Annotated in this window: 21 protein-coding genes; 11 read left to right on the forward strand and 10 right to left on the reverse strand. The window is 61.0% G+C overall.

Annotation, left to right across the window (positions count from 1 at the left end):
• Positions 1-62 precede the first annotated feature (62 nt).
• Genes AC1DZE_RS03915 through wecB form a run of 6 tightly spaced genes read left to right on the forward strand, consistent with a single transcriptional unit; the run spans position 63 to position 7,056 of the window.
• Positions 63-1,769: a hypothetical protein gene (locus AC1DZE_RS03915; protein ID WP_477673457.1), complete on the forward strand. Its 1,707-nt coding sequence runs from the start codon at positions 63-65 to the stop codon at positions 1,767-1,769.
• Positions 1,759-2,817 carry a glycosyltransferase gene (locus AC1DZE_RS03920; RefSeq protein WP_477699801.1) on the forward strand — a complete coding sequence of 353 codons (1,059 nt, stop codon included), beginning with the start codon at positions 1,759-1,761 and terminating at the stop codon, positions 2,815-2,817. The genes AC1DZE_RS03915 and AC1DZE_RS03920 overlap by 11 nt, the downstream gene beginning before the upstream one ends.
• Positions 2,818-2,822: 5 nt before the next feature.
• Positions 2,823-4,046 (forward strand): glycosyltransferase family 4 protein, encoded by a 1,224-nt coding sequence (locus AC1DZE_RS03925; RefSeq protein ID WP_477674056.1) that lies wholly within the window; start codon positions 2,823-2,825, stop codon positions 4,044-4,046.
• A 9-nt stretch (positions 4,047-4,055) separates the two neighbouring features.
• Positions 4,056-4,913 (forward strand): dTDP-4-dehydrorhamnose reductase family protein, encoded by an 858-nt coding sequence (locus AC1DZE_RS03930; RefSeq protein ID WP_477699802.1) that lies wholly within the window; start codon positions 4,056-4,058, stop codon positions 4,911-4,913.
• Positions 4,914-4,922: 9 nt separating this feature from the next.
• Positions 4,923-5,936, forward strand: coding sequence for a polysaccharide biosynthesis protein (locus AC1DZE_RS03935; protein WP_457281241.1), 1,014 nt, complete (start codon positions 4,923-4,925; stop codon positions 5,934-5,936).
• Positions 5,929-7,056 (forward strand): non-hydrolyzing UDP-N-acetylglucosamine 2-epimerase, encoded by a 1,128-nt coding sequence (gene wecB / locus AC1DZE_RS03940; RefSeq protein WP_477699803.1) that lies wholly within the window; start codon positions 5,929-5,931, stop codon positions 7,054-7,056. Before AC1DZE_RS03935 ends, wecB begins: the two co-directional genes overlap by 8 nt.
• A 12-nt stretch (positions 7,057-7,068) precedes the next feature.
• Here wecB and rfbC read toward each other — a convergent pair whose 3' ends face one another.
• The 4 genes from rfbC to AC1DZE_RS03960 form a co-directional block, all read right to left on the reverse strand.
• Positions 7,069-7,617 carry a dTDP-4-dehydrorhamnose 3,5-epimerase gene (rfbC, locus tag AC1DZE_RS03945; protein ID WP_477673630.1) on the reverse strand — a complete coding sequence of 183 codons (549 nt, stop codon included), beginning with the start codon at positions 7,615-7,617 and terminating at the stop codon, positions 7,069-7,071.
• The gene (gene rfbD, locus AC1DZE_RS03950) at positions 7,614-8,531 is read right to left on the reverse strand and encodes a dTDP-4-dehydrorhamnose reductase (protein WP_477673629.1); all 918 of its coding nucleotides are present in this window, start codon (positions 8,529-8,531) and stop codon (positions 7,614-7,616) included. Before rfbD ends, rfbC begins: the two co-directional genes overlap by 4 nt.
• Positions 8,509-9,537 (reverse strand): dTDP-glucose 4,6-dehydratase, encoded by a 1,029-nt coding sequence (rfbB, locus tag AC1DZE_RS03955; RefSeq protein ID WP_477673628.1) that lies wholly within the window; start codon positions 9,535-9,537, stop codon positions 8,509-8,511. The genes rfbD and rfbB overlap by 23 nt, the downstream gene beginning before the upstream one ends.
• Before the next feature lie 129 nt (positions 9,538-9,666).
• On the reverse strand, positions 9,667-11,652 hold the full coding sequence (locus AC1DZE_RS03960; RefSeq protein ID WP_477699804.1) for an SDR family oxidoreductase: 1,986 nt from the start codon (positions 11,650-11,652) through the stop codon (positions 9,667-9,669).
• A 248-nt stretch (positions 11,653-11,900) separates the two neighbouring features.
• Between AC1DZE_RS03960 and AC1DZE_RS03965 the strand changes: the two genes are divergently transcribed.
• The 4 genes from AC1DZE_RS03965 (at position 11,901) to AC1DZE_RS03980 (ending at position 15,459) form a co-directional block, all read left to right on the forward strand.
• The gene (locus tag AC1DZE_RS03965) at positions 11,901-12,404 is read left to right on the forward strand and encodes a phasin family protein (RefSeq protein ID WP_431098472.1); all 504 of its coding nucleotides are present in this window, start codon (positions 11,901-11,903) and stop codon (positions 12,402-12,404) included.
• Positions 12,405-12,543: 139 nt separating this feature from the next.
• On the forward strand, positions 12,544-13,833 hold the full coding sequence (locus tag AC1DZE_RS03970; RefSeq protein ID WP_477674127.1) for a patatin-like phospholipase family protein: 1,290 nt from the start codon (positions 12,544-12,546) through the stop codon (positions 13,831-13,833).
• A gap of 133 nt (positions 13,834-13,966) precedes the next feature.
• The gene (locus AC1DZE_RS03975; RefSeq protein WP_477699805.1) at positions 13,967-14,626 is read left to right on the forward strand and encodes a TetR/AcrR family transcriptional regulator; all 660 of its coding nucleotides are present in this window, start codon (positions 13,967-13,969) and stop codon (positions 14,624-14,626) included.
• A gap of 59 nt (positions 14,627-14,685) precedes the next feature.
• Positions 14,686-15,459, forward strand: a complete 774-nt coding sequence (locus AC1DZE_RS03980; RefSeq protein WP_477674489.1) for a tetratricopeptide repeat protein — start codon at positions 14,686-14,688, stop codon at positions 15,457-15,459.
• 341 nt (positions 15,460-15,800) lie between these two features.
• Here the strand turns inward: AC1DZE_RS03980 and AC1DZE_RS03985 are convergent, their stop codons facing one another.
• From AC1DZE_RS03985 to AC1DZE_RS04005, 5 genes are all read right to left on the reverse strand, one after another.
• Positions 15,801-16,487: an HAD-IB family hydrolase gene (locus tag AC1DZE_RS03985; protein WP_477672896.1), complete on the reverse strand. Its 687-nt coding sequence runs from the start codon at positions 16,485-16,487 to the stop codon at positions 15,801-15,803.
• On the reverse strand, positions 16,475-18,013 hold the full coding sequence (locus tag AC1DZE_RS03990; protein WP_477672897.1) for an ArnT family glycosyltransferase: 1,539 nt from the start codon (positions 18,011-18,013) through the stop codon (positions 16,475-16,477). Before AC1DZE_RS03990 ends, AC1DZE_RS03985 begins: the two co-directional genes overlap by 13 nt.
• Positions 18,014-18,087: 74 nt before the next feature.
• Complete coding sequence (locus AC1DZE_RS03995) at positions 18,088-19,038, reverse strand: lysylphosphatidylglycerol synthase transmembrane domain-containing protein (protein ID WP_477699806.1); 951 nt, start codon at positions 19,036-19,038, stop codon at positions 18,088-18,090.
• Positions 19,035-19,982, reverse strand: a complete 948-nt coding sequence (locus AC1DZE_RS04000) for a decaprenyl-phosphate phosphoribosyltransferase (RefSeq protein ID WP_477699807.1) — start codon at positions 19,980-19,982, stop codon at positions 19,035-19,037. The genes AC1DZE_RS03995 and AC1DZE_RS04000 overlap by 4 nt, the downstream gene beginning before the upstream one ends.
• Before the next feature lie 13 nt (positions 19,983-19,995).
• Positions 19,996-20,463 carry a DUF4265 domain-containing protein gene (locus tag AC1DZE_RS04005; protein ID WP_477672900.1) on the reverse strand — a complete coding sequence of 156 codons (468 nt, stop codon included), beginning with the start codon at positions 20,461-20,463 and terminating at the stop codon, positions 19,996-19,998.
• Between the two features lie 170 nt (positions 20,464-20,633).
• On the opposite strand from AC1DZE_RS04005, the gene argE reads away from it, so the two are divergent.
• Entirely contained in the window at positions 20,634-21,839 is a 1,206-nt protein-coding gene (argE, locus tag AC1DZE_RS04010; RefSeq protein WP_477672901.1) for an acetylornithine deacetylase, read from the forward strand.
• A gap of 95 nt (positions 21,840-21,934) precedes the next feature.
• On the opposite strand, the gene AC1DZE_RS04015 is transcribed toward argE, so the two are convergent.
• Positions 21,935-23,074 carry an ABC transporter substrate-binding protein gene (locus tag AC1DZE_RS04015; protein WP_477699808.1) on the reverse strand — a complete coding sequence of 380 codons (1,140 nt, stop codon included), beginning with the start codon at positions 23,072-23,074 and terminating at the stop codon, positions 21,935-21,937.
• Positions 23,075-23,245: the final 171 nt, after the last annotated feature.

Genomic DNA, 23,245 nt, shown 5'->3' on the forward strand with positions numbered 1-23,245 from the left:
CAACATCCGCAGAGCACAAATTTGTGACCTGCGATCTTCAAATATTCCATGCCACGACAAACATGATTCCGCGACTCCTGAAAATTATTGATATGCCACCGGGGGAAAACCTGTGGGCCAGGAGCATCGTGATTGCGGGCGTCGGCATCTGGCTCATATTTTTCACGCTGGGACTGTCTGGCTACGTCGGCGCGAAGGATTCTTATCTGCTTTTTTCGGCCGCGACCGGCGTCATGCTGATCACCGGATGCCGTCAGAAACACAGTTACGGCTATTTGTTCCTGACGGTATTTCTGTGGCTCGGGCTCTGGTTCAAACTGACGATTCATACCATTTTCAATTACCCGTATGTCGAACCCATCGGATTGTTCGAGGGTGCGCCCGCAGCGTGGGACGAAGTACTACTGGTGGCAAGCGTGGCCAGCTTGGGTGTCATTGCGGGCGGCATAGCCTATGCAGCCCTGGCAAGACGTGTCAGCCCCATACGTGATGAAAAGAAACTCGTTGTGCCTTCATGGTACGAACCAAATAGGAAATGGCTATGGCTTGCGCTGGCGCTCGCGACGGCAGGGGTGCTGGTTGTCAATCTGGCATACGGAATACATCGAATCGGCCTTGCACCAAAAGCGTCTCTGATGTGGCCGATGAACTCGGTAGTAGCCTGGCTGCTCAACATCGGCCTGGCTACTTTCGTTGCCCTTTTTGCCTGGTGGGACATCACGCTCGGGAAAAACCCCGCCTTGGCAGCTTACGGAATTTTGATTGAAGCTTTTCTCTCGAGCACGTCGATCCTGAGCCGGGCAGCCTATATCTTTCACGCCGTTCCACAACTTTTCGTTTTACACCAATTCAGGCACAAGCTGGCGGGCTGGTCGCGCCTGAAAACAGTCATGCTTGCCGCTGCCTTTTGCGCGCTGCTGGTGGTATCCATATCGGCCGTCACGACATTCCGGAACTATTTCTACCAGACCGGCCTGTATACAAGCACGGCCTACCATGAGGCCTACTACCGTTGGGAAATTGTCAGCGGCCAACTCGGCACGCTGGAGGATCAACTCAAAATCGCCCCCCCGGAAAAGCGTCCGCCAATCATTGAATTGATGCGGAAACTGAATATCGAAAAAATACAGCTGGAAGCGATCATGGCCGCCGAAAAGAAGAAATGGGCGGAAGCCATGGGCACGGATTCGGCGCAATCCCGGCTGTTACTCAATGAGTTTGGTTATCAGCTGACCGACGGTTTTTCAGCCCGCCTTTTACAGCTAAGTGTTGACAGATGGATAGGCCTGGAGGGCCTGATGGCCGTGCAGGCCTATCCAAACAAGGACCCGGCGCTCTTGCGTCGTGGTTTTCTGGAGAAGCCGGCGATAGGAAAACCCGATATTTACCAAAGCATCTCGAAGTCTGTATACCTCAAGTCCGACGGTACAAAATTCAGATTTGCAAGCCTGCCTGGCGGGCCGGCCTTCCTTTATTACAGCAACTCGCTCTGGATCGTCGCATTCGGAATGGTTGTTTTTACGTTCCTGGTGCTACTTGTCGAGCTTTTGATACGAACCTTGACCCGCAACCCCATTCTCTGTTCGCTTTACGGCGTCGTGATGGCCAGCACCGCTGTTCAATTCGGCGTGGCACCGCAGCAAAGCATTCCCTATTTTCTGGTTCTCGGCTGCGGTATCCTGCTGGTATGGACGGTCCATACGCGAGGTTTTGCGTTCGCTCTGTACAAGTTGAAACTGGCAAAAGCCCCGCCACCACGTGACAACTAAAACGGCAACAACCCTTTTTGTCCACGCCACCAATGTGCACTCCGGCGGAGGGCAGTCATTGCTGCGCGCGCTGCTTGAGGCTCTGCCGGCTGGTCGTGACACAACTGCGTTGCTCGATAGCCGCATGCCAGTGCCGAAGACTCATCTTCCGCACCTGAAAGTCATTACTGTTGCGCCTACCGTGTGGCGTCGTTTCTGGGCTGAATGGTGGCTTTCCAAATCCGTGGAGGCAGCTGACCTCGTGCTGTGCTTCGGCAATTTGCCGCCGCTCTTCAAGCTGAAGGGACGCGCCGTTGTGTTCGTGCAGAACCGTTATCTCGTCGAACCGGTGACGCTCGCCAGCTTTCCTCTCAGGACACGCCTGCGGCTGTTGATCGAAAGGGCTTGGTTCGCCCACAAGGCCCAAAACGCGCAAGCCTTCGTCGTGCAAACTCCGTCGATGCGCGACCTGCTCAATGCCTCGGGTCTGACAAAGGACATACCGGTTTCTGTACTGCCCTTTGTGAGCACCAGCGCCGGCTATGAGAGAAACAGCACCTCGAAGGCATGCGATAGCGCATGCGGCTTCATCTATGTAGCTTCAGGTGAGCCTCACAAAAATCACAAACGGCTCATCGAAGCCTGGACCCTATTGGCACGCGACGGTGCGCGTCCTTCGCTACGGCTGACTGTCGACGCCAAGGCCCACCCGGAACTCTGCGCATGGATCGATGAAAAGAAGGCCCGTTCCAACCTGGATGTTGAAAACCTCGGCGCGAGGCCTCATGACGAAATCCTGCACCTCTACGCCCAGGCGAAGGTGCTGGTTTATCCGTCACTGTTCGAGTCGTTTGGCCTGCCACTGATCGAAGCGCGCCAAGCAGGCCTGGCAATCCTGGCGTCAGAACTCGACTACGTACGCGACGTGGTCGACCCCGAGCAGGTATTCGACCCCCATTCACCGGTCTCCATTGCCAGGGCAGTGAAGCGCTTTCTCGGCCAAAGCGAGCAGCCGCTTCCCCTCATGAACGCCGGCGAATTCCTCGCCCATGTTTTCCCCGAAGAGTGACCCAATTGCGTATCCTGATCGTCAGCCAGTATTTCTGGCCAGAAAGCTTTCGCATCAACGATGTCGCGAAAACGCTCGTTGAAAAAGGCTTCGAGGTCGACGTATTGACCGGCAAGCCCAACTATCCTGAAGGCTCGGTTTTTCCCGGCTACCGGGCTTGGGGCTGCCAGCGTGAATCATGGGCCGGCATCTCGATATACCGGGTACCCCTTGCGCCGCGCCGAAAAAAAGGCGCGTTGAACCTGGTCTTCAACTATCTGTCGTTTGTCGCCTCAGGCACACTTTTCGGTGCGTGGCAGCTGCGGGGCAAACGCTACGACGTCATTTTTGCCTACGGTACTTCGCCGATCCTCCAGGCGATCCCGGCGTTGTTCCTCGGTTGGCTGAAAAACCGCAAGGTTGCCGTCTGGGTCCAGGATCTCTGGCCGGAAAGCCTGGAGGCCACGGGTTATGTGCGTAATCCGCGTGCACTGGCGTTGGTGGGGTCCGTGGTCAAAAGTATCTACGCACGCACCGACCTGCTTCTGGTGCAATCGCAGGCATTTGTGCCCAAGGTTCGCGAATTGGCCGGCGACACACCCATCGCCTACTACCCGAATTCGGTTGACCCGCTATTTGCCGCGCCAGGCGACGCACCTGCGCCTCCGATACCGGTTATGGACAGCGGCGCGTTTTGCGTCGTATTCGCCGGCAATATCGGCGCCGGCCAGGCCGTCGAGGCCATTGTCGAGGCCGCTACCCTGCTCCGCGAGCGTCCGGATGTCCAGTTTGTGGTCGTCGGCCAGGGCAGCCGCCAGGCCTGGATGGCCGAAGAAGCTGCGGCACGCGGGCTCACCAACCTGCACCTGCCCGGCCGTTTCCCGGTCGAATTGATGCCCGGCCTCATGCAAAAGGCCTCAGCGTTACTTGTAACCTTGACCGACCAGCCGATTTTCGCGGCGACCATTCCCAACAAGATCCAGGCCTATATGGCCGCCGGACGACCGATAATTGCCTGTTTGAACGGGGAAGGTGCCCGCGTCGTCGAGGAAGCTGGGGCTGGCCTTTCGGTTCCGGCCGAGAATGCGCCGGCCCTGGCCGCCGCGGTGATCCGGCTGGCTGGGATGGGCGCACCAGAACGCGCCACTCTTGGCGCCAACGGCCAACGGTATTTCAAAGAGCATTTCGACCATGACATGCTGACACATCAGCTCATGGACCACTTCCGCGCACTGGCGGAATCTTCTTGAGGTTTTTCGATGAGAGTTCTTGTATTGGGCGCCAGCGGCATGATCGGCAGCGCCATGATCCGCGTCTTGAGCCAGAAAAAGGATTGGCAGGTCTTCGGCAGCATGCGAAATGCCGCGGCGCTGCGCTTTTTTGAGCCCGCCATCGCCGAGCGCATGCTGACCTTTGTCGATATCAACGACCGCGACAGCGTCATCCGCGCATTTGCCCACGCCCGACCTGACGTGGTCGTCAACTGTATCGGCCTGACCAAGCACCATACCGAAGCTGATGATCCGTTGCTCGCGATTCCCATCAATGCGTTGCTGCCACACCAGCTCGCCGGGCTGTGCCTGGCGGCGTCGGCACGTTTGATCCATATCAGCACCGACTGCGTCTTCTCGGGCGCCAAGGGACACTACATCGAAGCTGACGCTGCCGATGCAAAAGATGTCTATGGCAAGTCCAAGCTCCTCGGTGAGGTGCTGGGCCAGGGCGCGATCACTTTGCGCACCTCGACAATAGGCCACGAATTGCAAAGCGCTTACGGGTTGCTGGAATGGTTTCTTGCACAACAGGGTTCCTGCAAAGGCTTCAACAAGGCCATCTTTTCGGGTCTGCCGAATGTCGTGTTCGCCGAAATCGTCCGCGACATCGTGATTCCACGGCCTGAGCTGTCCGGCCTGTACCACGTTGGCGCCTCCCCGATCGGCAAATACGACCTGCTCAAGCTGATCGCCGCAGCCTACGGCAAGACCATTGATATTCAGATGGACAATACGTTTACGATGGACCGATCGCTCGATTCCAGCCGTTTCCGCGAAGCGACAGGCTACACCGCACCGGCCTGGCCCGAGCTTATCGACATCATGCATTCCTCCAAACTGTAAGAATCAGCCATGTTTGACAACAAAATACTGATGATCACCGGCGGCACCGGCTCCTTCGGCAACGCCGTCCTCAAACGCTTTCTCTCAACGGAAGTGCGCGAGATCCGCATCTTCAGCCGCGACGAAAAAAAGCAGGAAGAGATGCGGATCGCGCTGAACAATGACAAGCTCAAATTTTACATCGGCGACATCCGCGACTACGACAGCATTCACCAGGCGATGAAGGGTGTCGACTACGTGTTTCACGCGGCAGCACTCAAGCAGGTCCCGTCCTGCGAGTTCTATCCGATGGAGGCGGTGCGTACCAATGTACTGGGCGCAGAGAATGTCATGAACGCAGCGATCGCCCACAACGTCAAGCGCGTCGTCGTCCTGAGCACCGACAAGGCGGTCTATCCGATCAATGCCATGGGTGTGTCCAAGGCAATGATGGAAAAACTCATGGTCGCCAAGGCACGCATGCAAAACGATGGCGAGACCGTGCTTTGCGCCACGCGTTATGGCAACGTCATGGCGTCGCGCGGCTCGGTGATCCCGTTGTTCGTCTCGCAGCTCAAGAGCGGCGCGCCGCTGACCGTGACCGACGCCAGCATGACCCGCTTCCTGATGTCACTCGACGATTCGGTCGACCTGGTGCTGCACGCGTTCGAGCACGGCCAGCAGGGCGACATCTTTGTACAGAAGGCGCCAGCCTCGACTGTCGCCGACCTCGCGCAAGCGCTCAAGGACATTTTTGGCGGCAACGACCAACCCACCAAGATCATTGGCACGCGCCATGGCGAAAAGCTCTACGAAACGCTGGTGTCGCGCGAGGAAATGGCCCGGATCGACGACATGGGCGCGTACTACCGCATTCCCGCAGACAACCGCGACCTCAATTACGCCAAGTATTTCAGCGACGGTGAAGAGCGGATTTCGCAACTGGACGACTACACATCGCACAACACCGAGCGGCTCAATGTCGCCCAGGTCAAGGCGCTTTTGGGAAAACTGGATTTTATTGAGGAGGCACTTCGTGTTTAAAGTGATGACGGTAGTCGGGACCCGGCCCGAATTGATCAAGATGAGCCGCGTGATTGCGGCGCTCGACAAGCACACCCAGCACATTCTTGTGCACACGGGCCAGAATTTCGACTACGAGCTGAACCAGATTTTTTTCGAAGACCTGCAGATTCGCAAGCCCGACCACTTTCTCAATGCAGTCGGCGAAAATGCGGCCCAGACCATCGGCCAGATCATCATGAAGGCCGATGAAGTGTTCCAGGCTGAGAAGCCCGACGCCGTCCTGCTCTATGGCGACACCAACTCATGCCTGGCAGTGATCGCGGCCAAACGGCGGAAAATCCCGGTATTCCACATGGAGGCAGGCAACCGCTGCTTCGACCAGCGCGTTCCCGAAGAACTCAACCGGAAGGTGCTCGATCACCTGTCGGACATCAACATGGTCCTGACGGAACATGCACGGCGCTATCTCATCGCCGAAGGCGTGCGGCCCGAAACCATCATCAAGACCGGCTCGCACATGCGTGAGGTCGTCGATCACTACCGCCCGCAAATCGACAAGTCCGACATCATTTCGCGCCTGTCCCTCAAGCCCAATGAATTTTTCCTGGTCAGCGCGCATCGCGAGGAAAACGTTGACTCGCCCGACGCGCTGAAGGACCTGCTCGAGACCTTGACCGAGCTTGTCAAAAAGTATGGCTTCCCGGTGATCGTTTCCACCCATCCACGCACGCGAAAACGGCTGGAGGAGGCTGGTTACGAAGGCCTGGACAAGCGCATCGTGTTCGGCAAGCCGCTCGGGTTTTTCGACTACATGAAACTGCAGGTCGAAGCCAAATGCGTGCTGTCCGACAGCGGCACCATCACGGAGGAGACCTCGCTGCTCAATCTCTGCTCCATCACCCTGCGCAATGCCCACGAGCGCCCCGAAGGCATGGACGTCGGCACCCTCATCATGAGTGGCCTCAAGAAGGACCGCGTGATAGACGCCATCGAGATCGTGACGTCGCAATATGACCGCGACCGGCGCCCGGTTCTGCCCATTGCCGACTACGAAAATCCATTCGTCTCGACGCAGATTGTACGTGTCGTGACGAGCTACATCGACTACATCAACCGGGTTGTCTGGTCAAAAAAATAGTACGCGTGGCGGCTATGGCGGCAGCTCCGCCTGCGCCATAGTCACGCCGTCACAATCTCTGGCTGAAAGCAGAGGCACAGCGCCCGCCAGGGGCCAGGAAATCGCCAGATCCGGGTCGTCCCAACGGATGCAGCGTTCATGTTCGGCGGCGTAGTAGTCGGTGGTCTTGTACAGCACGTCGGCAAATTCGCTAAGCACCAAAAAGCCGTGCGCAAAGCCCGGCGGCACCCAAAGCTGCCGATGCTCCTGGGCCGACAGCTCGAACGCGACCGAACGCATGAAATTCGGCGAGGAGCGCCGGACGTCGACCGCAACATCCCAGATGCTGCCGCTGACCACCCTCACGAGCTTGCCTTGGGGTTGCCTGAGCTGGTAATGCAGGCCGCGCAGCACGTGGCGAGCCGAGTGCGAATGATTGTCCTGTACAAAACCGCCGTCAAGCCCGGTTGCCCGCTCAAAATCGCGCCTGTTGAAGCTTTCGAGAAACAGGCCCCGCGCGTCGGCATGAACTTCAGGCTGAATCAGCAGCACTTCGGGCAGGGCCGTCGGGGTGACTTTCATGAGAGCTCCTCAACCATTTTGGCGACACCGGTTTGCCAATCGGGAATGTCGACCCCGAAAGTCCGCCGCAGCTTCGAAGTATCAAGTCGCGAGTTCAATGGGCGGCGGGCTGCCTGCGCGTAAGCAGTTGACGCCACGGGCTGGACCACATCGATGGGCACACTGGGCAACAGGCCGGTTTTTTGTGCCTGCTCAACGACAAAACACGCATAGCCATGCCAGGAAGTTTCACCGGCGGCAGCCGCGTGATAAAGCCCGGCCAATTGCTCATCCGCGAGAACGCGCGTCAACGCCAACACAGTCAGGTCGGCCAGCCAGGCCGCTGCGGTGGGTGCACCGAACTGGTCGTTAACCACCGCCAGCCGGCCGTCCCTGCGCAACTTGTGCAGGATTTTCTTTGCAAAGTTTTCACCATGCGCCGCATAAAGCCAGCTTGTGCGGAAGATCAGGTGCCGTGCGCAATTTTTCGCGACCAACTGGTCGCCGAGCAGCTTGCCAAGGCCATAGGCGTTCAGCGGCAAGGCGGTGTCGTCCTCGGTCCACGGCCGCGTTCCTCCGCTGCCATCAAAGACATAGTCGCTCGAATAGTGAACAAACCAGGCGCCGGTCTCTTCACACGACCGGGCCAGCACGGCCGGTGCATCGGCATTGATCGCGTTGACCATATCAGGCTGGCCCTCGGCCGCATCAACGTCGGTGAAAGCCGCCGCATTGACGACGATATCGGGCCTGGCTCCGAGTACGGCGTTCCGGATACCAACGCTGTCGGCAAGGTCGCCGCCAGGCTGACTCCGATCAGGTGCAATCACCTCGCCCAACGCGGCCAGGCTGCGCAAGAGCTCCGCGCCCAATTGCCCGCTCTTGCCGAACAGCAGGATCTTCAGCATGGACTCACCCGGTATGGCCGCGCTCACGCACCGCTTGCAGCCAACCTGGGTTGTCCAGGTACCAGCGCACGGTGTGGCGCAGGCCGGCTTCGAAGCTCTGGTCAGCATGCCAGCCCAGCTCATGGCGGATCTTGCTCGAATCGATGGCGTAACGGGCATCATGGCCGCGGCGATCGGCTACATGGGTGATCAAGCCGGCATAGCCGGCCGGCACCGGCCGCAATTCATCGAGCAGGCGGCAAATCGTGCGCACGACATCCAGATTGGTTTTTTCTCCCTGGCAACCGATGTTGTAGGTCTCACCGGGCCGGCCGGCCTCCAGCACCATGCGGATCGCCTTGCAATGGTCCTTGACATACAGCCAGTCGCGCACCTGCAGGCCATCACCGTAGACCGGCAGGGGCCGCCCTTCGAGCGCTGCAACAATCATGTGGGGGATCAGTTTTTCCGGAAACTGGTAGGGCCCATAGTTGTTGGCGCAGTTGGTGGTAAGCACCGGCAGGCCATAGGTGCGATGGCTGGCACGCACCAGGTGGTCGGCGGCCGCCTTGCTTGCGGCATAAGGGCTGTTGGGTTCATAGCGGTCAACTTCGCGGAAAGCCGCCGCCGCCGACGTCAGCGAGCCATAGACTTCATCCGTCGACACCTGCAAAAACCGAAAGTTCGTGCCGCTTGATCCTTCCAGCCCCGACCAGTAGGCGCGCGCGGCCTCCAGCAGGCGGAAAGTGCCTACGATATTGGTCTGCACAAACTCTTCGGCCGCGTCGATGGAGCGGTCGACATGCGACTCCGCCGCGAAGTTGATGATGGCGCGCGGCCGGTGCAACGCAAGCAGGCTGGCCACCCACCGGCTGTCGGCGATATCGCCGTGCGCAAAGACATGGCGGCTGTCACCCTCAAGCCCACGAAGGTTGTCGCGGTTGCCCGCGTAGGTGAGCTTGTCGATATTGAGGATCGGCTCATCGTGCAACGCGAGCCAGTCCAGAATGAAGTTGGCTCCGATAAAACCGGCTCCGCCAGTGACCAGAATCATGGATAGCCTTTGTTGACGGCACACGTGCGGCAACGGCGCCTGGACCGGGATTATCCCCCAGCCGCGGCGCCGCCAACGAAAAACGGGCCTGGAGAACCAGGTCCGTTTGGCATCAAGTCTGGAACAGGCTCAGAAATGAATCCCGCGCATCATCTGCTGCATCGCCACCGCTTCGGCCGACAGCGTCGGTTTGGCGCTCTTGTCGCCCTTGGCGGCCGATGAGTCGGGGAACATGCGAAAGCTGGTGTTCATGGCGATCTGGGCAATGCGCGGCACCAGCGCATGCATGAGCTGGCCGGTGATACCCAGGCGCGTAGCGACGCGCACCGGCTTGAAGATGCAGGCCTGCGCAATCATGTCGGCGGCCTCTTCAGGGGACAGCGTGGGCACGTTGTTGTACAGGTTGGTCGGCGCAATCATGGGCGTGCGCACCAGCGGCATGTTGATGGTGGTAAAGCTGATGCCGACGTCGGCAAACTCACTGGATGCGCAGCGCGTCCAGGCGTCCAGCGCGGCCTTGGAGGCCACATAGGCCGAGAAGCGCGGCGCATTGGTCAGCACACCGATGGAGCTGATGTTGACCACATGGCCCTTGCGCTTGGCAGCCATGCCGGGCAACAGCCCCATGGTCACGCGCAGGCAGCCAAAGTAATTGAGCTGCATGGTGCGCTCGTAATCGTGAAAGCGGTCGTAGCTGGCCTCAATGGCGCGGCGGATGGAGCGGCCCGCGTTGTTGATGAGGAAGTCGACGCCGCCATGGTTGGCGATCAGCTCCTTGATGAAACGGTCGCAATCCACCATGTCGGCGATGTCGGCCGGGTAAGCCACGAAGTTATAGCCCTTGGCCTTGGCTTCCTTGCAGGCTTCGTCGAGCTTGTCCTGGTCGCGCCCGCAGATGATGGTGATGGCACCCGCATCGGCAAACTTGTGCGCCGCCGCCAGGCCGATGCCTGACGAACCACCGGTGACCAGCACCACCTTGCCGTTGACCGTGCCCCGCAGCGAGCGGTCGATATGCAGGTCGGGATCCAGGTGGCGTTCCCAGTAATCCCAGAGGCGCCAGGCGTAGTCTTTCAGGTTGGGACATTCGATGTTCGAACCCTTGAGCGCGGCCAGGGTGTCGCGGCAGTCAAAGCGGGTCGGGTAGTTGACAAACGTCAGCATGTCTTCCGGCAGGCCCAGGTCGGCCAGCACCGCATTGCGTACGCGGCGCACCGGCGCCAGCGCCATCAGGCTCTTTTTGACGCCGCGCGGGATAAAGCCCAGCAGGGCGGCATTCACGAACAGGTTCATCTTGGGCGCATGGGCTGCGCGGCTGAAGATGTCCAGCACATCGCCGACGCGGTAGCCCACCGGGTCCACCAGGTGAAAGCATTTTTTGGCAATACCGGTTTTGTGGCTGAGGTGGTCCAGCGCATCGACGACAAAGTCGACCGGAACGATGTTGACCCGCCCGCCCTCCAGCCCCACTGCCGGCATCCAGGGCGGCAGCAGCTGCCGCATGCGCTGGATCAGCTTGAAGAAGTAGTACGGCCCGTCGATCTTGTCCATTTCGCCGGTGGTGCTGTCGCCGACCACCATGGCAGGGCGAAACACCGTCCACGGCACCTTGCATTCCTTGCGCACGATTTTTTCGCTCTCGTGCTTGGTCATGAAATACGGGTGTTCGTAGTTTTCGGCTTCCTCGAACATGTCCTCGCGGAACACGCCTTCATAGAGGCCGGCAGCGGCGATGGAGCTCACATGGTGAAAGTGGCCGGCGTCAATCGCCTTGGCAAATTCCACCGTGTTGCGGGTGCCGTCAATGTTGACGGCCACCTGGCTTTCCTCGTCGGCGCTCAGGTCATACACCGCAGCGAGGTGGTAAAAATGCCCGACCTGCCCCTTGAGTTTCTTGATGTCTTCACTGCTGACACCGAGCTTTTTGCTGGTCAGGTCGCCGTGCACGGCAACGGCGCGGGCGGCGGGTACACCCCAGTATTCCCTCAGCGCCGCCACTTTGCCGGCGCTTTCCTTGCGGATCAGGAAATGAACGGTCGTTCCTTTTCGTTCCAGAAGTTTTTTTACCAGGCGCTTGCCAATGAAGCCTGTGGCCCCTGTAACGAAATAATGCATTTGTGTTTCCTCCGCTGAACGGCCAAGTCAAAAAGTGATTCTTGCTTAAACGGCATGACTCTCTATTCAGCAGAAACCCGCGCTCAGCCTGACTGCACGTACTTTTCCGTAGAGCCGCATGCCTAGAACCTGTTCACGGTTCTAGAACGCAACACCTAAACGCCGTCACAGGGAGGGCTTATATTTTCCCCGTGCGTGCGGCATACTGCCCGCGAAGTTCCATAACCACAAACTGTCTGGAGTAAACCATGGTCAAGAAACTGCAAAAAATGAGCGCCGACAAGAAGTCCGGCCCACAGCTGTCCGGTGCCGTCAAGGAATCCGCCCAGCAAATCTGGCTGGCCGGCCTGGGCGCCTTCTCCAAGGCGCAGGAAGAAGGCGGCAAAGTGTTTGAGACCCTGGTCAAGGAAGGCCTGTCCATCCAGCGCAAGACCCAGGCCGTGGCCGAAGGCAAAATTTCTGAAGCCACCAACAAGATGGCCAGCATGGCCACCGACATCCAGTCCAAGGCCGGCCACCAGTGGGACAAGCTGGAAAACATCTTCGAAGACCGCGTGGCCAAGGCCCTGAACAAACTCGGCGTGCCTTCCGCCAAAGACGTGGACGCCCTGATCGCACGCATTGACGAGCTCAACCGCAATGTGCAAAAAATGGGCGGCAAGCCAGCAGCCAAAACCGCAGCGGCAAAACCCGCCGCCAAAAAGGCGGCACGCCCCGCGGCCAAACGCCCAGCTGCACGCAAATCGGCCTGAGCACACGGTGCTCTGGAAAAAAGGGACATGCCGTCCCTTTTTTTACGCCCGCGCCCAGTCGCCCCACAGCTCACCCAGCACCCTGACTTTGCTGCAGAGCAGCAAATAGTTCCAGGAGCGCCGTCTACACTTTCCAGCCATGACCCAAGCCAAGCCTGCAAAAAATAAACGCCCTGCCAAGCCGCGCATTGCTTTGGCGTTGTCAGGCGGCGGTCCGTTGGGCGCCATCTACGAAATCGGTGCGCTGTGCGCGCTCGACGAATCCCTGCAGGGGCTTTCATTCACCGAACTGGACCACTATGTCGGCGTGTCCGCCGGCGGTTTCATCGCGGCGGGCCTGGCCAACGGCATGACGCCGCGCGAGCTGTGCGCCGCCTTCATTGAAAACGGCGACCAGGCATCGGAGGTGTTTGACCCGGCCTGGCTGATGGTGCCGGCATACGGCGAATTTTTGCGGCGCGGCATCATGTTGCCCGGCTTGCTGGCGTCGGCGGCCTGGCGCGCCACTTTCGGGCGCAAGTCGCTGGTCAATGCGCTGGAGGCGCTGGGCCCGGCCTTGCCCACCGGTGTTTTCTCCAATGACGAAATCGACAAGCGCCTGGCCGCGCTGTTTTCCAAACCCGGCCGCACCAACGACTTTCGCCAGCTTCGCACACGGCTGACACTGGTCGCGACGAATCTGGACAGCGGGGACGCCGCGCCCTTTGGCCGCCCCGGCTGGGACCACGTGCCCATCTCCAAAGCCGTGCAGGCCAGCTCGGCCCTGCCGGGCCTGTTTCCGCCGGTGGAGATCGACAGCCACTGCTACGTGGACGGCGCGCTGAAAAAGACCATGCACGCCGGCGTGGCGCTGGACGATGGCGTTGACCTGATGTTTTGCCTGAACCCGCTGGTGCCCTTCAACGCCACCCGCGCACCCGCGCTGGCCATGAACCAGCGCGTCATGCGCCGGGGCCTGCCGGCCGAAAAGCAGGCCATTCCGCGCATCGTGCAAGGCGGCCTGCCCGCCGTGATGAGCCAGACCTTCCGCTCGATGATCCACTCGCGGCTGGAGCTCGGCATGAAGCACTACGCGCATGCCTATCCCGGCACCGACATCGTGCTGCTGGAGCCTGACGCCCGCGACACCGAGATGTTCCTGGCCAATACCTTCAGTTACCGGCAACGCCGCGAGCTGGCCGAGCACGCCTACCAGAACACCCGTCAGATGCTGCGCTCGCGCAAGACCACGCTGTCTGCCACGCTGGCGCGGCACGGTGTGTCGCTGAACCTGGACGTTCTGGAAGACCCCAGGCGCCACCTGGTGACTGAAAGGCCTGCAGCCACGCGCGTGGGCCGCGCCATTGCCTCGCTCGAAGACGTGATGGAAGATTTGAGCCACGCGCTGCGGCCCGCCGCGCACAAGCTGCCCGCGCCGGCCCGGGCTTAACCCAAAGGTTTGCCAAAGGTGCGTGCCATCCCGTTCACCTTGTTGCAAACCGCCATGCGGATTGATGGACTTCCCTAGTGTCGCCCGGGGAAACGCTGGGTTAGAGTAAAGAACAACACGAGGTAGACAACTTATGGCGAAAAAAGCGCCGCGCCGTACAGCAGAACGGATCCTGGAGGTCACCCTGGACCTGTTCAACCGCTTTGGCGAGCCCAATGTGTCGACCACGCTGATCTCCGCCGAGCTCAGCATCAGCCCCGGCAACCTGTACTACCACTACCCGGCCAAAGACGAGCTCATCAACTCGCTGTTTGACCGCTACGAAAAATCCCTGAGCGAGCTGCTCAATGCCAGCGACGGCGTGCGTGATGTGGAAGACGCCTGGTTTTTCATGCACACGCTGTTCGAGCTGATCTGGCAGTACCGCTTTTTGTACCGCGACCTCAATGACCTGTTGAGCAAGAACCGCCGGCTGGAAACCCACTTCCAGTGGGTGCTCAAGAACAAGACCCGCGCCGTGAAAACCCTGCTGGACGGCATGAGCCGCTCGGGTGCCGTGACGATTGATTCGCGCGAGGTCGAGGCCACGGCCACCAGCATGGTGGTGGTGCTCACTTACTGGCTGAGCTTTGAGTACGTGCGCGACCCGCGCAACGCGCTGGAGCCTGCCAACGCGCAGGCCGCCCTGCTGCGCGGCGCGCACCACGTGCTCAACCTGCTGATCCCCTATCTTGAGCAAAGCCAGCGCGCGCACCTGCAGGCGCTGGTCGGGGCTTACAGCAACCCGGCTTGAATTCCGTCAAACTGCCGTCATTCATAACACCAACAATTTTTACCAAGGAGACAACACACATGGCCAAATGGACTGCCTTTCCCCACGCCGGCGACTACACATTTGATGCCGCCAGCCTGAAAAAGAGTTGGACCCGCCTGCACCAGGGCGACTGCGAGCCCCTGCCCAAGGATGCCGATGTGCTGCAGGCCTGGGTACTGTTTCATAACGGCGACTTCCAGAAAGCGGCGGAAGCCGGCGCCAAGGCCGGCGGCGACGGCATCACCGTGGCCAACAAGGCCACCAGCATGTACGCCACCTACCTCGAAACCAAGGAAAAGGCCAAGCTGGACATGTTCATGGAAGTGGCCGCACGCGCCGAAGCCCAGCAAAAAGCCGACCCGAAGAACGCCAATGCCTGGTACTGGCAGGCCTACGCGCTGGGCCGCTACAGCCAGGGCATCAGCGTGGCCAAGGCGCTGGCCCAGGGCCTGGGGACCAAGGTGAAGAATTCGCTGGAGCAGGCCATCAAGCTGTCACCCAAGCACGCAGACGCGCACATTGCGCTGGCGGCCTTTCATGCCGAGGTGATCGACAAGGTGGGCTCGCTGATCGGCGGGATGACCTACGGCGCCAAAAAAGACATCGGCCTGGCGCTCTACAAGGACGCGCTGAAGCTGCACCCGGGCTCGGCCATCGGCATGATCGAATACGCCAACGGCCTGGTCATGCTGGAAGGCGACAAAAAAATGAAGGAAGCCACCAAGCTGTACGAGCAGGCCGCAGCCAGCAAGCCGCTGGACGCCACCGAACGGCTGGACGTGGAGATGGCCAAGGCCGAACTCGAAGACTGAGCGGTACCGAAGCCTTACTCAGCACTCCCGGCAGGGCCCGCGCGTCGCAAGGCGCACGGGCCCTGCCTGTTTTTCGCTATGATTTTGATAGCTGCTTGCGCAAGTCAGCATTGGCCTGCAGGCCAAATTGATGCTCAAAAACAGGCCGAAATGGCCTTCAAGCTGGTGCTTTGGGAGCGGTTTTGGCGATTTCCAGCGCCGCAAAGCAGGTTTTGAGACATCTTTTGAGTGCCAAACAGGGCTGAAAGGTATAAGAGTCTTGCGCAAGCAGCTATCAAAACCATAGCATCAGCAACGTGGGCCCGCCTGCGTCAGGCGCCGGGCCAGGCCGGCTCAAGCCCTCACACCGGCCGCGCCGCATCCACCCAAGGCTTGCCCCGGTACCACGCATGCCGGGCCAGCCGCAGCATGGGCTTGTCGCCGGAGGTGTCTCCATAGGCATACAGGGTGACGCCGTCCAGCGCTGTTTCCCCATAGCGCGCCAGCGCCCAGGCCTGCAGTCGCAGCACCTTCTGCTCGCCATGGCAGTTGGGGGTGCTCATGCGACCAGTGAGGCGGCCGGTGAGATGCCCGTCCTCACCCTCGCCCACCACCTCCATTTCCGTGCAGAGCAGCGCGTCAAACCCCAGCTGCCGCGCCACCACCTGCAGGTAGATGTCGGGCGACGCGCTGACCATGACGCAGCAATGCCCGGCCTCGCGGTGCCAGGCCAGGCGCGCCATGGCGTCCTCGCGCAGCTGGCCGGGAAAATCGTGGGCCAGCCAGCGGGCCGTCCAGCCCTGCATCTCGGCCAGGCTGCGGCCGGCCAGCGTGGCCTGCATCAGCTTGCCTTTGGCGACGTGGTTGGGCACCAGGCGCAGCGCATAGCCGGCCAGCCACGGGAAGCAGCGGAGCAAGGCCCCCAGGAACCGCGGCCAGCCCAGGCCGCGCGCCAGGAAAGGAATGAAGGTGTCGCGCCGGGTCAGCGTGCCGTCGAAGTCAAAGGCGGCAACGACGGGACCGGCCTCGGCGGCGCTCACCTCGGGCATCGCACCTGCCCGCAGTAGCGCACGCAGAAGGGGCAGCCCGTCATCGGCAGCCACGAAGGAATGTTGAAGTAGCGTTTGAAAATCGTGCCCAGCACGCCTTCGCGGTAGGCCTGGTATTTGAAGCCCGTGCCTTCAACCGCGTAAAAGGGCACGCCGTCCTGCTCGAAGCTGAGCACACGCACCGACTCGAAGTAAGGCGAAAACTCTTCCAGCTTCGGCTTGTCGGCGACGATGACACGCACCGTTTTGCCCTGGTAGAGCGAAAAGTCGACCAGCATGTCGTCCTGGCGCGCATGGAACTTGCCGACGCCGAACACCGGCATGTACTGGCGGCGTTCGAAACCGAAAATCGACGCGGGCGTGTAGGCCTCGCCCATCAACACCACGCCGGGCACGGTGACCTGCTGCAGCATTTCGGCCGTTTTGTAGCTGCGGATGATCTGCGGATAAAGCTTGGTCGTTTTCCAGGTATCCAGCGACGTCATGTACAGCCCGGCCACCACCAGCACATGCAGGCCGGCAAACACGGCCAGCCCTTTGGCGCAGGCCTTGAGCCTGTCGGCCGGCAAGGCAAACGCCAGAAAAGCAAAACCAAAAGGGTAAAACGACAGCACCCAATGCAGGCCAATCACCTTCTTGCCTGACAGCAGCGCAAAGAACAGCAGTGGCACCACCACCAGGCAGGCCAGCAGGCGCTGGCTTCGTGCGGCGGCCATCAGCGCATCACGGTAGCGCACAGCCATCCACACCGCCACGGGCGTGATCAGGTAGACCATCATGCCGACGTAGGTCAGCGGCTTGCGCCATTCGAACACCGCGTCTTCGTTGCGGTTGTAGACGTTGAACATGATGTTCGACCAGCCGTGCGACATGTTGTAGGCGATGTTGATGGCCGGGCCGGGCAATGCACACAACACCAGCAGCGCAAAACCCGCGAGCCGTTCACGCCGGTACAACACGAAGTAGACGAGATAACTGAAGCCGAGTACTACCGAGAAGTATTTCGAAAGAAAGGCACAGCCCAGGAAAAGCCCCGACAGGGCGTAGAGGCCGTAAGCGGCGCGGTCCAGCGCCGCCCGGCGCTCGGCGCGCATCAGCGCGGCAACGGACAGCGCCGACCAGAAAATCAGCGGTGTGTCGGTGGTGATCAGGACGTTGAGCCAGTTCAGCGGCGCCAGCCAGAAGAACAGCACAGCCCAGGCGGCGCGCACCTTGCCCGCGGGCTTGAGCGCCCACCACAACGCCGCACCCAGCGCCAGCGGCAGCAACACGATGGGCAGGCGAATCGACCAGAGGCTGTCGCCCAGCGTGGCGCGCATCAGCGCAATCAGCCAGCCCACCATGGGCGGGTGGTCTGAATAGCCCCAGGCGGGGTACACCCCCCACCAATAAAAAAAGGCCTCGTCGCCGGTGACCGGAAAGGTGACGGCGATCCAGAACCGCAGCAGCAGTGACAGGAGGCCCGCACCCAGCAGCCAGCGGCTCAGCGAAACGGGAAAGGCGGCGGTGTCGTGGTTCTGGGGCATGGAAACTGGGAGAACGGGTAGGTCTGGCGGCTTTGCATGGTGCGGGAAAAGCCAGGAATGAAGGCCCGCAGGGGCTAGCGAAAACTGATTTCCTTGCGGATGGCCGCACTATAAAGCAAGGCCACCACGCCAATGGCAACGGCCAGCCACAGGGTCAGCAGCCGCACCAGCACGGTAATGGAAAGGGCTGCAGCCGGTGTGGCGCCCTGTGCCACCAGCAGGCCGGTCAGCACGGCTTCGGTGCCGCCCAGGCCCGCCGGCAGGGCAGACAACGCACCGGCCACCATGGCGACCGCGTAAAACCCGGTGGCTGTCAGCAGGCCGAGGGGGACATTCATCTCGCGGCACACCAGCCAGACCGCGACGCCCTGGGCTGCCCAGGCGGCAAGCGTGAGACCAAACCAGAGCAGCGGCCGCACTGCCAGGCACAACCAGGCTTCCTGCAGCCAGGCAAAGCGCTGGAACAGCCACGCACGGTGTTTAAACAACAGGCCCAGCACCAGCGCCAGCAGCAGGGCCGCGGCGGCCAGCAACCCGGCCAACCAGCCGGGCGACGACGGCATCGCACCATGGTTCAGGCCCCACCACACGGCGGGCAGGCACAGCAGCAGCAGGCACAGCAAATCGGCCAGCCGTTCGGCGCCGAAGATGGCCAGGCTTTGCGCGGTGCCCAGCGGACGCTGCGCCAGCATCAGGCCGCGCACAGCTTCACCCACATTGCCCGGCGTGGGCGTGAAGGCATAACCGGCCAGATAGAGCCTCAGCCCCTGCAGCCAGCCGAAATGGCGCCCAAAGTGGGCCATCCACAGCCGCCAGCGCAGGCCGCGCAGCAAATAGTTGAGCAGGCACAGGCCTGCTGCCTGCACGCCCGTCCACGACCACAGCAGCGCGAGCGATGTCTTGGGGCTGTCACCCCAGATCAGCAGCAAGGCCGCATAAGCCGTGGCTACCACGCCGAGCACCAGCAACAGCCGCTTGAACGGCAAGGCGCCCTGCGCGGGCGGCGGAGCGCCCCCGGGAATCACAGGCGGCGGCTCAGGAAGATGGCCAGCCAGAGCGCGCCGGCCGCCAGGATCCACGGGTCCCGCAGCATGTCGCGCGCCACGTCTTCGCCGCGGCCGCGGTGCACCTGGTAGGTGTAGCGCAGCATGCCGAAAATGACCACCGGCACGGTGTAGAGCAGGCGCTCGCCGTGCTGCAGCTGCGCCTCGGGGCTGGTGGCAAACAGGCTGTAGGTGGTCAGCGTGGCCGTCATGGTCGCGGCCATGAAGGTGTCGAGCAGGGCCGCCGGGTAGTGCGCCAGCACGGCGCGCTGGCTGGCTTCTTCATGAAAAGTTTCGGCCTTGCGTTTGGAAAAACCGAGGAACAGGGCCACAAAAATACCGGTGAGCAACAGCCAGCGTGAAGGCGGAATGCCGACGGCCACGGTGCCGGCCAGCAGGCGCAGCATGAAGCCCGAGGCAATGATGGACACGTCGACCACCGGCACCTGCTTGAGCCGCCACGAATAGGCCAGGTTGAGCACCGTGTACAAGCCCAGCAGCACCAGCAGCGTGCGATTGCCCGCGGCCAGCAGCAGCCCCGCCACCAGCAACAGGCCCGCCAGCACCAGCGCCAGCGGCACGGCCACAGCGCCGCTGGCCAGCGGCCGGTGGCGCTTGGTGGGGTGCAGGGCGTCGCTGGCACGGTCATGCCAGTCGTTGATGATGTAGACCATGCTGGAGAGGCAGCAGAACGCGGCAAAGGCGTAGAAGACGCGCAGGTCCAATGCGGTGTCCTGCCAGTTCTGGCTGAACACCAGGCCGGCAAACACAAAGGCGTTTTTGAGCCACTGATGCGGCCGCATGAGCCGTATCAATGCAGCCAATGCCTCCCCTACCACTCTTGTCATTCGTAGCCCCTCAGCGCCCCAAGACTCGCGCTCTTCAACGAAGAGGCTCGCAGTTCGCAGGAACAGGCGATTATCCATAGCAGCATGGGTATCACACGCGCCCCTTTGTTTCGCTTCCAATCGCCTTGTGGCGTAGCGCCATCCAGGTAAATACCAGTGGAACTTCCCTTAAATACTCGCGAAATGCGATTGCAACGCTCAGGCCATCGACGTTTGGAGGAATCGTCACCAGAGCGAGCCGGTCATCGTTCAATAGGCTACTGCCAGCCCCCATTTGATCAGTCGCACGGCAAGCTTCGCACAACAGCTTTTCAGCCCCGAGATGCTTGCTATACGCCCTGAAGGACGAAAAGCCGCCCGCTTCGACCAGCTTGACGAAGACAAGACCTGACTCGGCACTAACGCTTGCACTAACCCGGTCGCCGTAGGCCAAATTCCGCACCAAAAACGAACTGTTCCTGACGCTGAAAGTTCCATCCGGCAAGTCGTCCGCATTGACGGTTTCCGAGTGAAATCGGATGTACGCAGGAACCTTGTCATTGACGATCAATATCTTCATGAGAATTGGCAATACTCAGGCAGGATTTGTATTGAAGGGCCGCCTGTTTCAAACGGTGAGGAGGAAGAAGATGTCATCGGGAAGGGGGAGAACACCCCGTGGAGAAGCGGGCTTCAAGCATAACTGACGGACAGGCAACGGACATTGCCGAATACCGCCAAAATGAAGTCATGTCTTTCGCACCTTCCCCCACCCTCGCTGCCACTCCTTCCCTGCCCGCGGTCTCACCCCACGCCCTGCAACTGGTCGAGACCCTGGTGCGCATGAACACGGTCAGCCACAACTCGAACCTGGCCTTGATTCACTTCGTGCGCGACGAGCTGCGAAAACTCGGCGTGGCCAGCCGCATCACCACCAATGCCGACAAAACCAAGGCCAACCTGTTTGCCACGCTGGGCGAAGGCAAACCGGCCGGCATCATCCTGTCAGGCCACACCGACACGGTGCCCTGGGACGGCCAGGACTGGACGCTGGACCCGCTGTCGGGCACGGTTAGCGATGGCAGGCTGTACGGCCGCGGCAGCTGCGACATGAAAGGTTTCATCGGCCTGGCGCTGGCCCATGCCGGGGATTTTTTGAACAGCCACGCGCCGTTTGCGGTGCACCTGGCGCTGAGCTACGACGAGGAAGTCGGCTGCATGGGCGTGAAGGAGCTGATCGCCGACATGAAGGACGCGGACATCAGGCCGCTCGCCTGCATCGTGGGCGAACCGACGAGCATGGTGCCGGCCACCGCGCACAAGGGCGTGTACCGCTACAAATGCTGCGTGCGCGGCAAGGAGGCGCACTCCTCGCTCACGCCGCAATCCGTCAACGCCATCGAGATGGCGGCGCGTGTCGTCGGCAAGCTGCGCGACATGGCCGACGGCTTTGAAGCCAACGAGCCGCGCTATGAAGGCTTCGACGTGCCCTTCAGCACCGCCAGCGTCGGCCAGTTCCGCGGCGGGATTGCCGACAACGTGGTGCCGCGCGACGCGGAGTTTCGCTACGAATTCCGCAACCTGCCCACGGCGGATGCAGTTTTAATGCAAAAAGAGCTTGTAGCCTATGCGCAACGTGCGCAACCAGCTATGAAAAAGATAGCGCCCGACGCCGGCTTCAGCTTTGAGACGATTTGTGAAGTACCGGCCTTCCTCGGCTCCGCCGGCGACGCGGTGACCCAACTGGCCCAGCGCCTGGCAGGCACGAAAGAAACCACGCTGGTCGCTTTCGGCACCGAAGCAGGCCTGTTCAAAAACGCCGGCATTCCCACAGTGGTGTGCGGACCCGGCAGCATCAACCAGGCGCACCAGCCCGACGAATTTGTGAGTCTGGAGCAGCTCGCGCGCTGCGAGGACTTCATGCAAGGCTTGGCGAACACCGGCGAGCTTCGCTAGAGGCGGGCTTTCGCGCAGGCCATCGCGGAACCGGCTTTGCCGGGCCGCAGGTGGCGCCCCCTTAGGGGGAGGCGGCCGCAGGCCGCTTCGGGGGGTTACGTCCGTATTCGGCCGTCGCCCGTCAGCATCGACAGTTCCACGAAGTGGGACGCCACATGGTCGGTCGGCGAGAACGTCACGGAAAATCCGCCCACCGACTGGGTGCCGATGGCTTCCATGCCCGAAATCAGCGACTCGCGGGTCATCTTGGCGCCGCCGCGCTTGAGGCCGTCCACCAGAATCCTGGCGGCCACATAGCCTTCCATGCTGGAGAAATTGACCTTCGCGTCCTTGCCGGCCGCCTTCACCGCTTCAGTAAACTCGCGCACAATCGGCCGCGCTCCGTTGTAGGGCGAAGGCATGACCTGTGACACCACCACGCCTGCTCCATCCTTGCCCAGCTCATCGGCCAGCGCCTGCGTTCCGACAAACGACACGTTGTAGAACGTGCCGCCGTAGCCGGCCTTGCGGGCTTCGCGGATGAAGGCGGCGCAGGCCTTGTAAGCACCGATCTGCACGACCGCATCGGGGCCCGCGGCCACCAGCGTGGTGACGGCCTTGGCCACGTCCACCGTGTTGCGTTCAACAGTCGCCTGCGCCACGGGCTTCAGGTTCTGCGCACCCAGGGCCAGCGTGACGCCGTCCAGCCCGGCCTTGCCGTAGGCGTCGTTCTGGTAGAACACGGCGATTTTCTTCAGCCCCAGGGCGGTCAGCTGTTTGACGATAAGGCCGGTTTCGTCGTTATACGAAGCGCGCACGTGGAAGGCATATTTGTTGAAGGGGTCACGCAAGGCCATGGCACCGGTAAACGGCGCGATGAACGGGACTTTGTCTTTGGTGGCCAGCGGCAGGGCGACGATGCTGGTGGGGGTGCCGATGTAGCCGAACAGCGCAAACACCTCGTCGTCGATCAGCTTGCGGGTATTTTCGGCGCAGCGGGCGGGCTCATAGCCGTCATCCAGGTTGCGGATTTCAATCAGGCGCTTGTTGACGCCGCCCTGTTCGTTGACCTGGTCGAAGTACACCTTCGCGCCCTGGTAGAACTGGATGCCCAGCTGCGCAGCCGGGCCAGTGAAAGGCGCCGACTGGCCCAGGATGATCTTGTCGGTCTGGGCATGCGCGATGTTGAAACCCGCCAGCACGGAAGCGCCGGCAGCGCCGGCAGCGGTGGAAAAGGTTCTGCGAGTAATGTTCATGACGCTATCTTCGCAACAAAAATTTACAAACGGCTTGATTTGTAAAAACTAAGTTACAAATACGTGAGATAGGTCACTACTTTAGCGGAAGCCAGCAACGCAACAGCCGGTAATTTGTCACCTTTTGCATCATCCAGCCCACAACACTCGCCAATTTCCGCTATCTCACCC

The sequence above is a fragment of the Polaromonas sp. P1_F1 genome, from assembly GCF_056405795.1.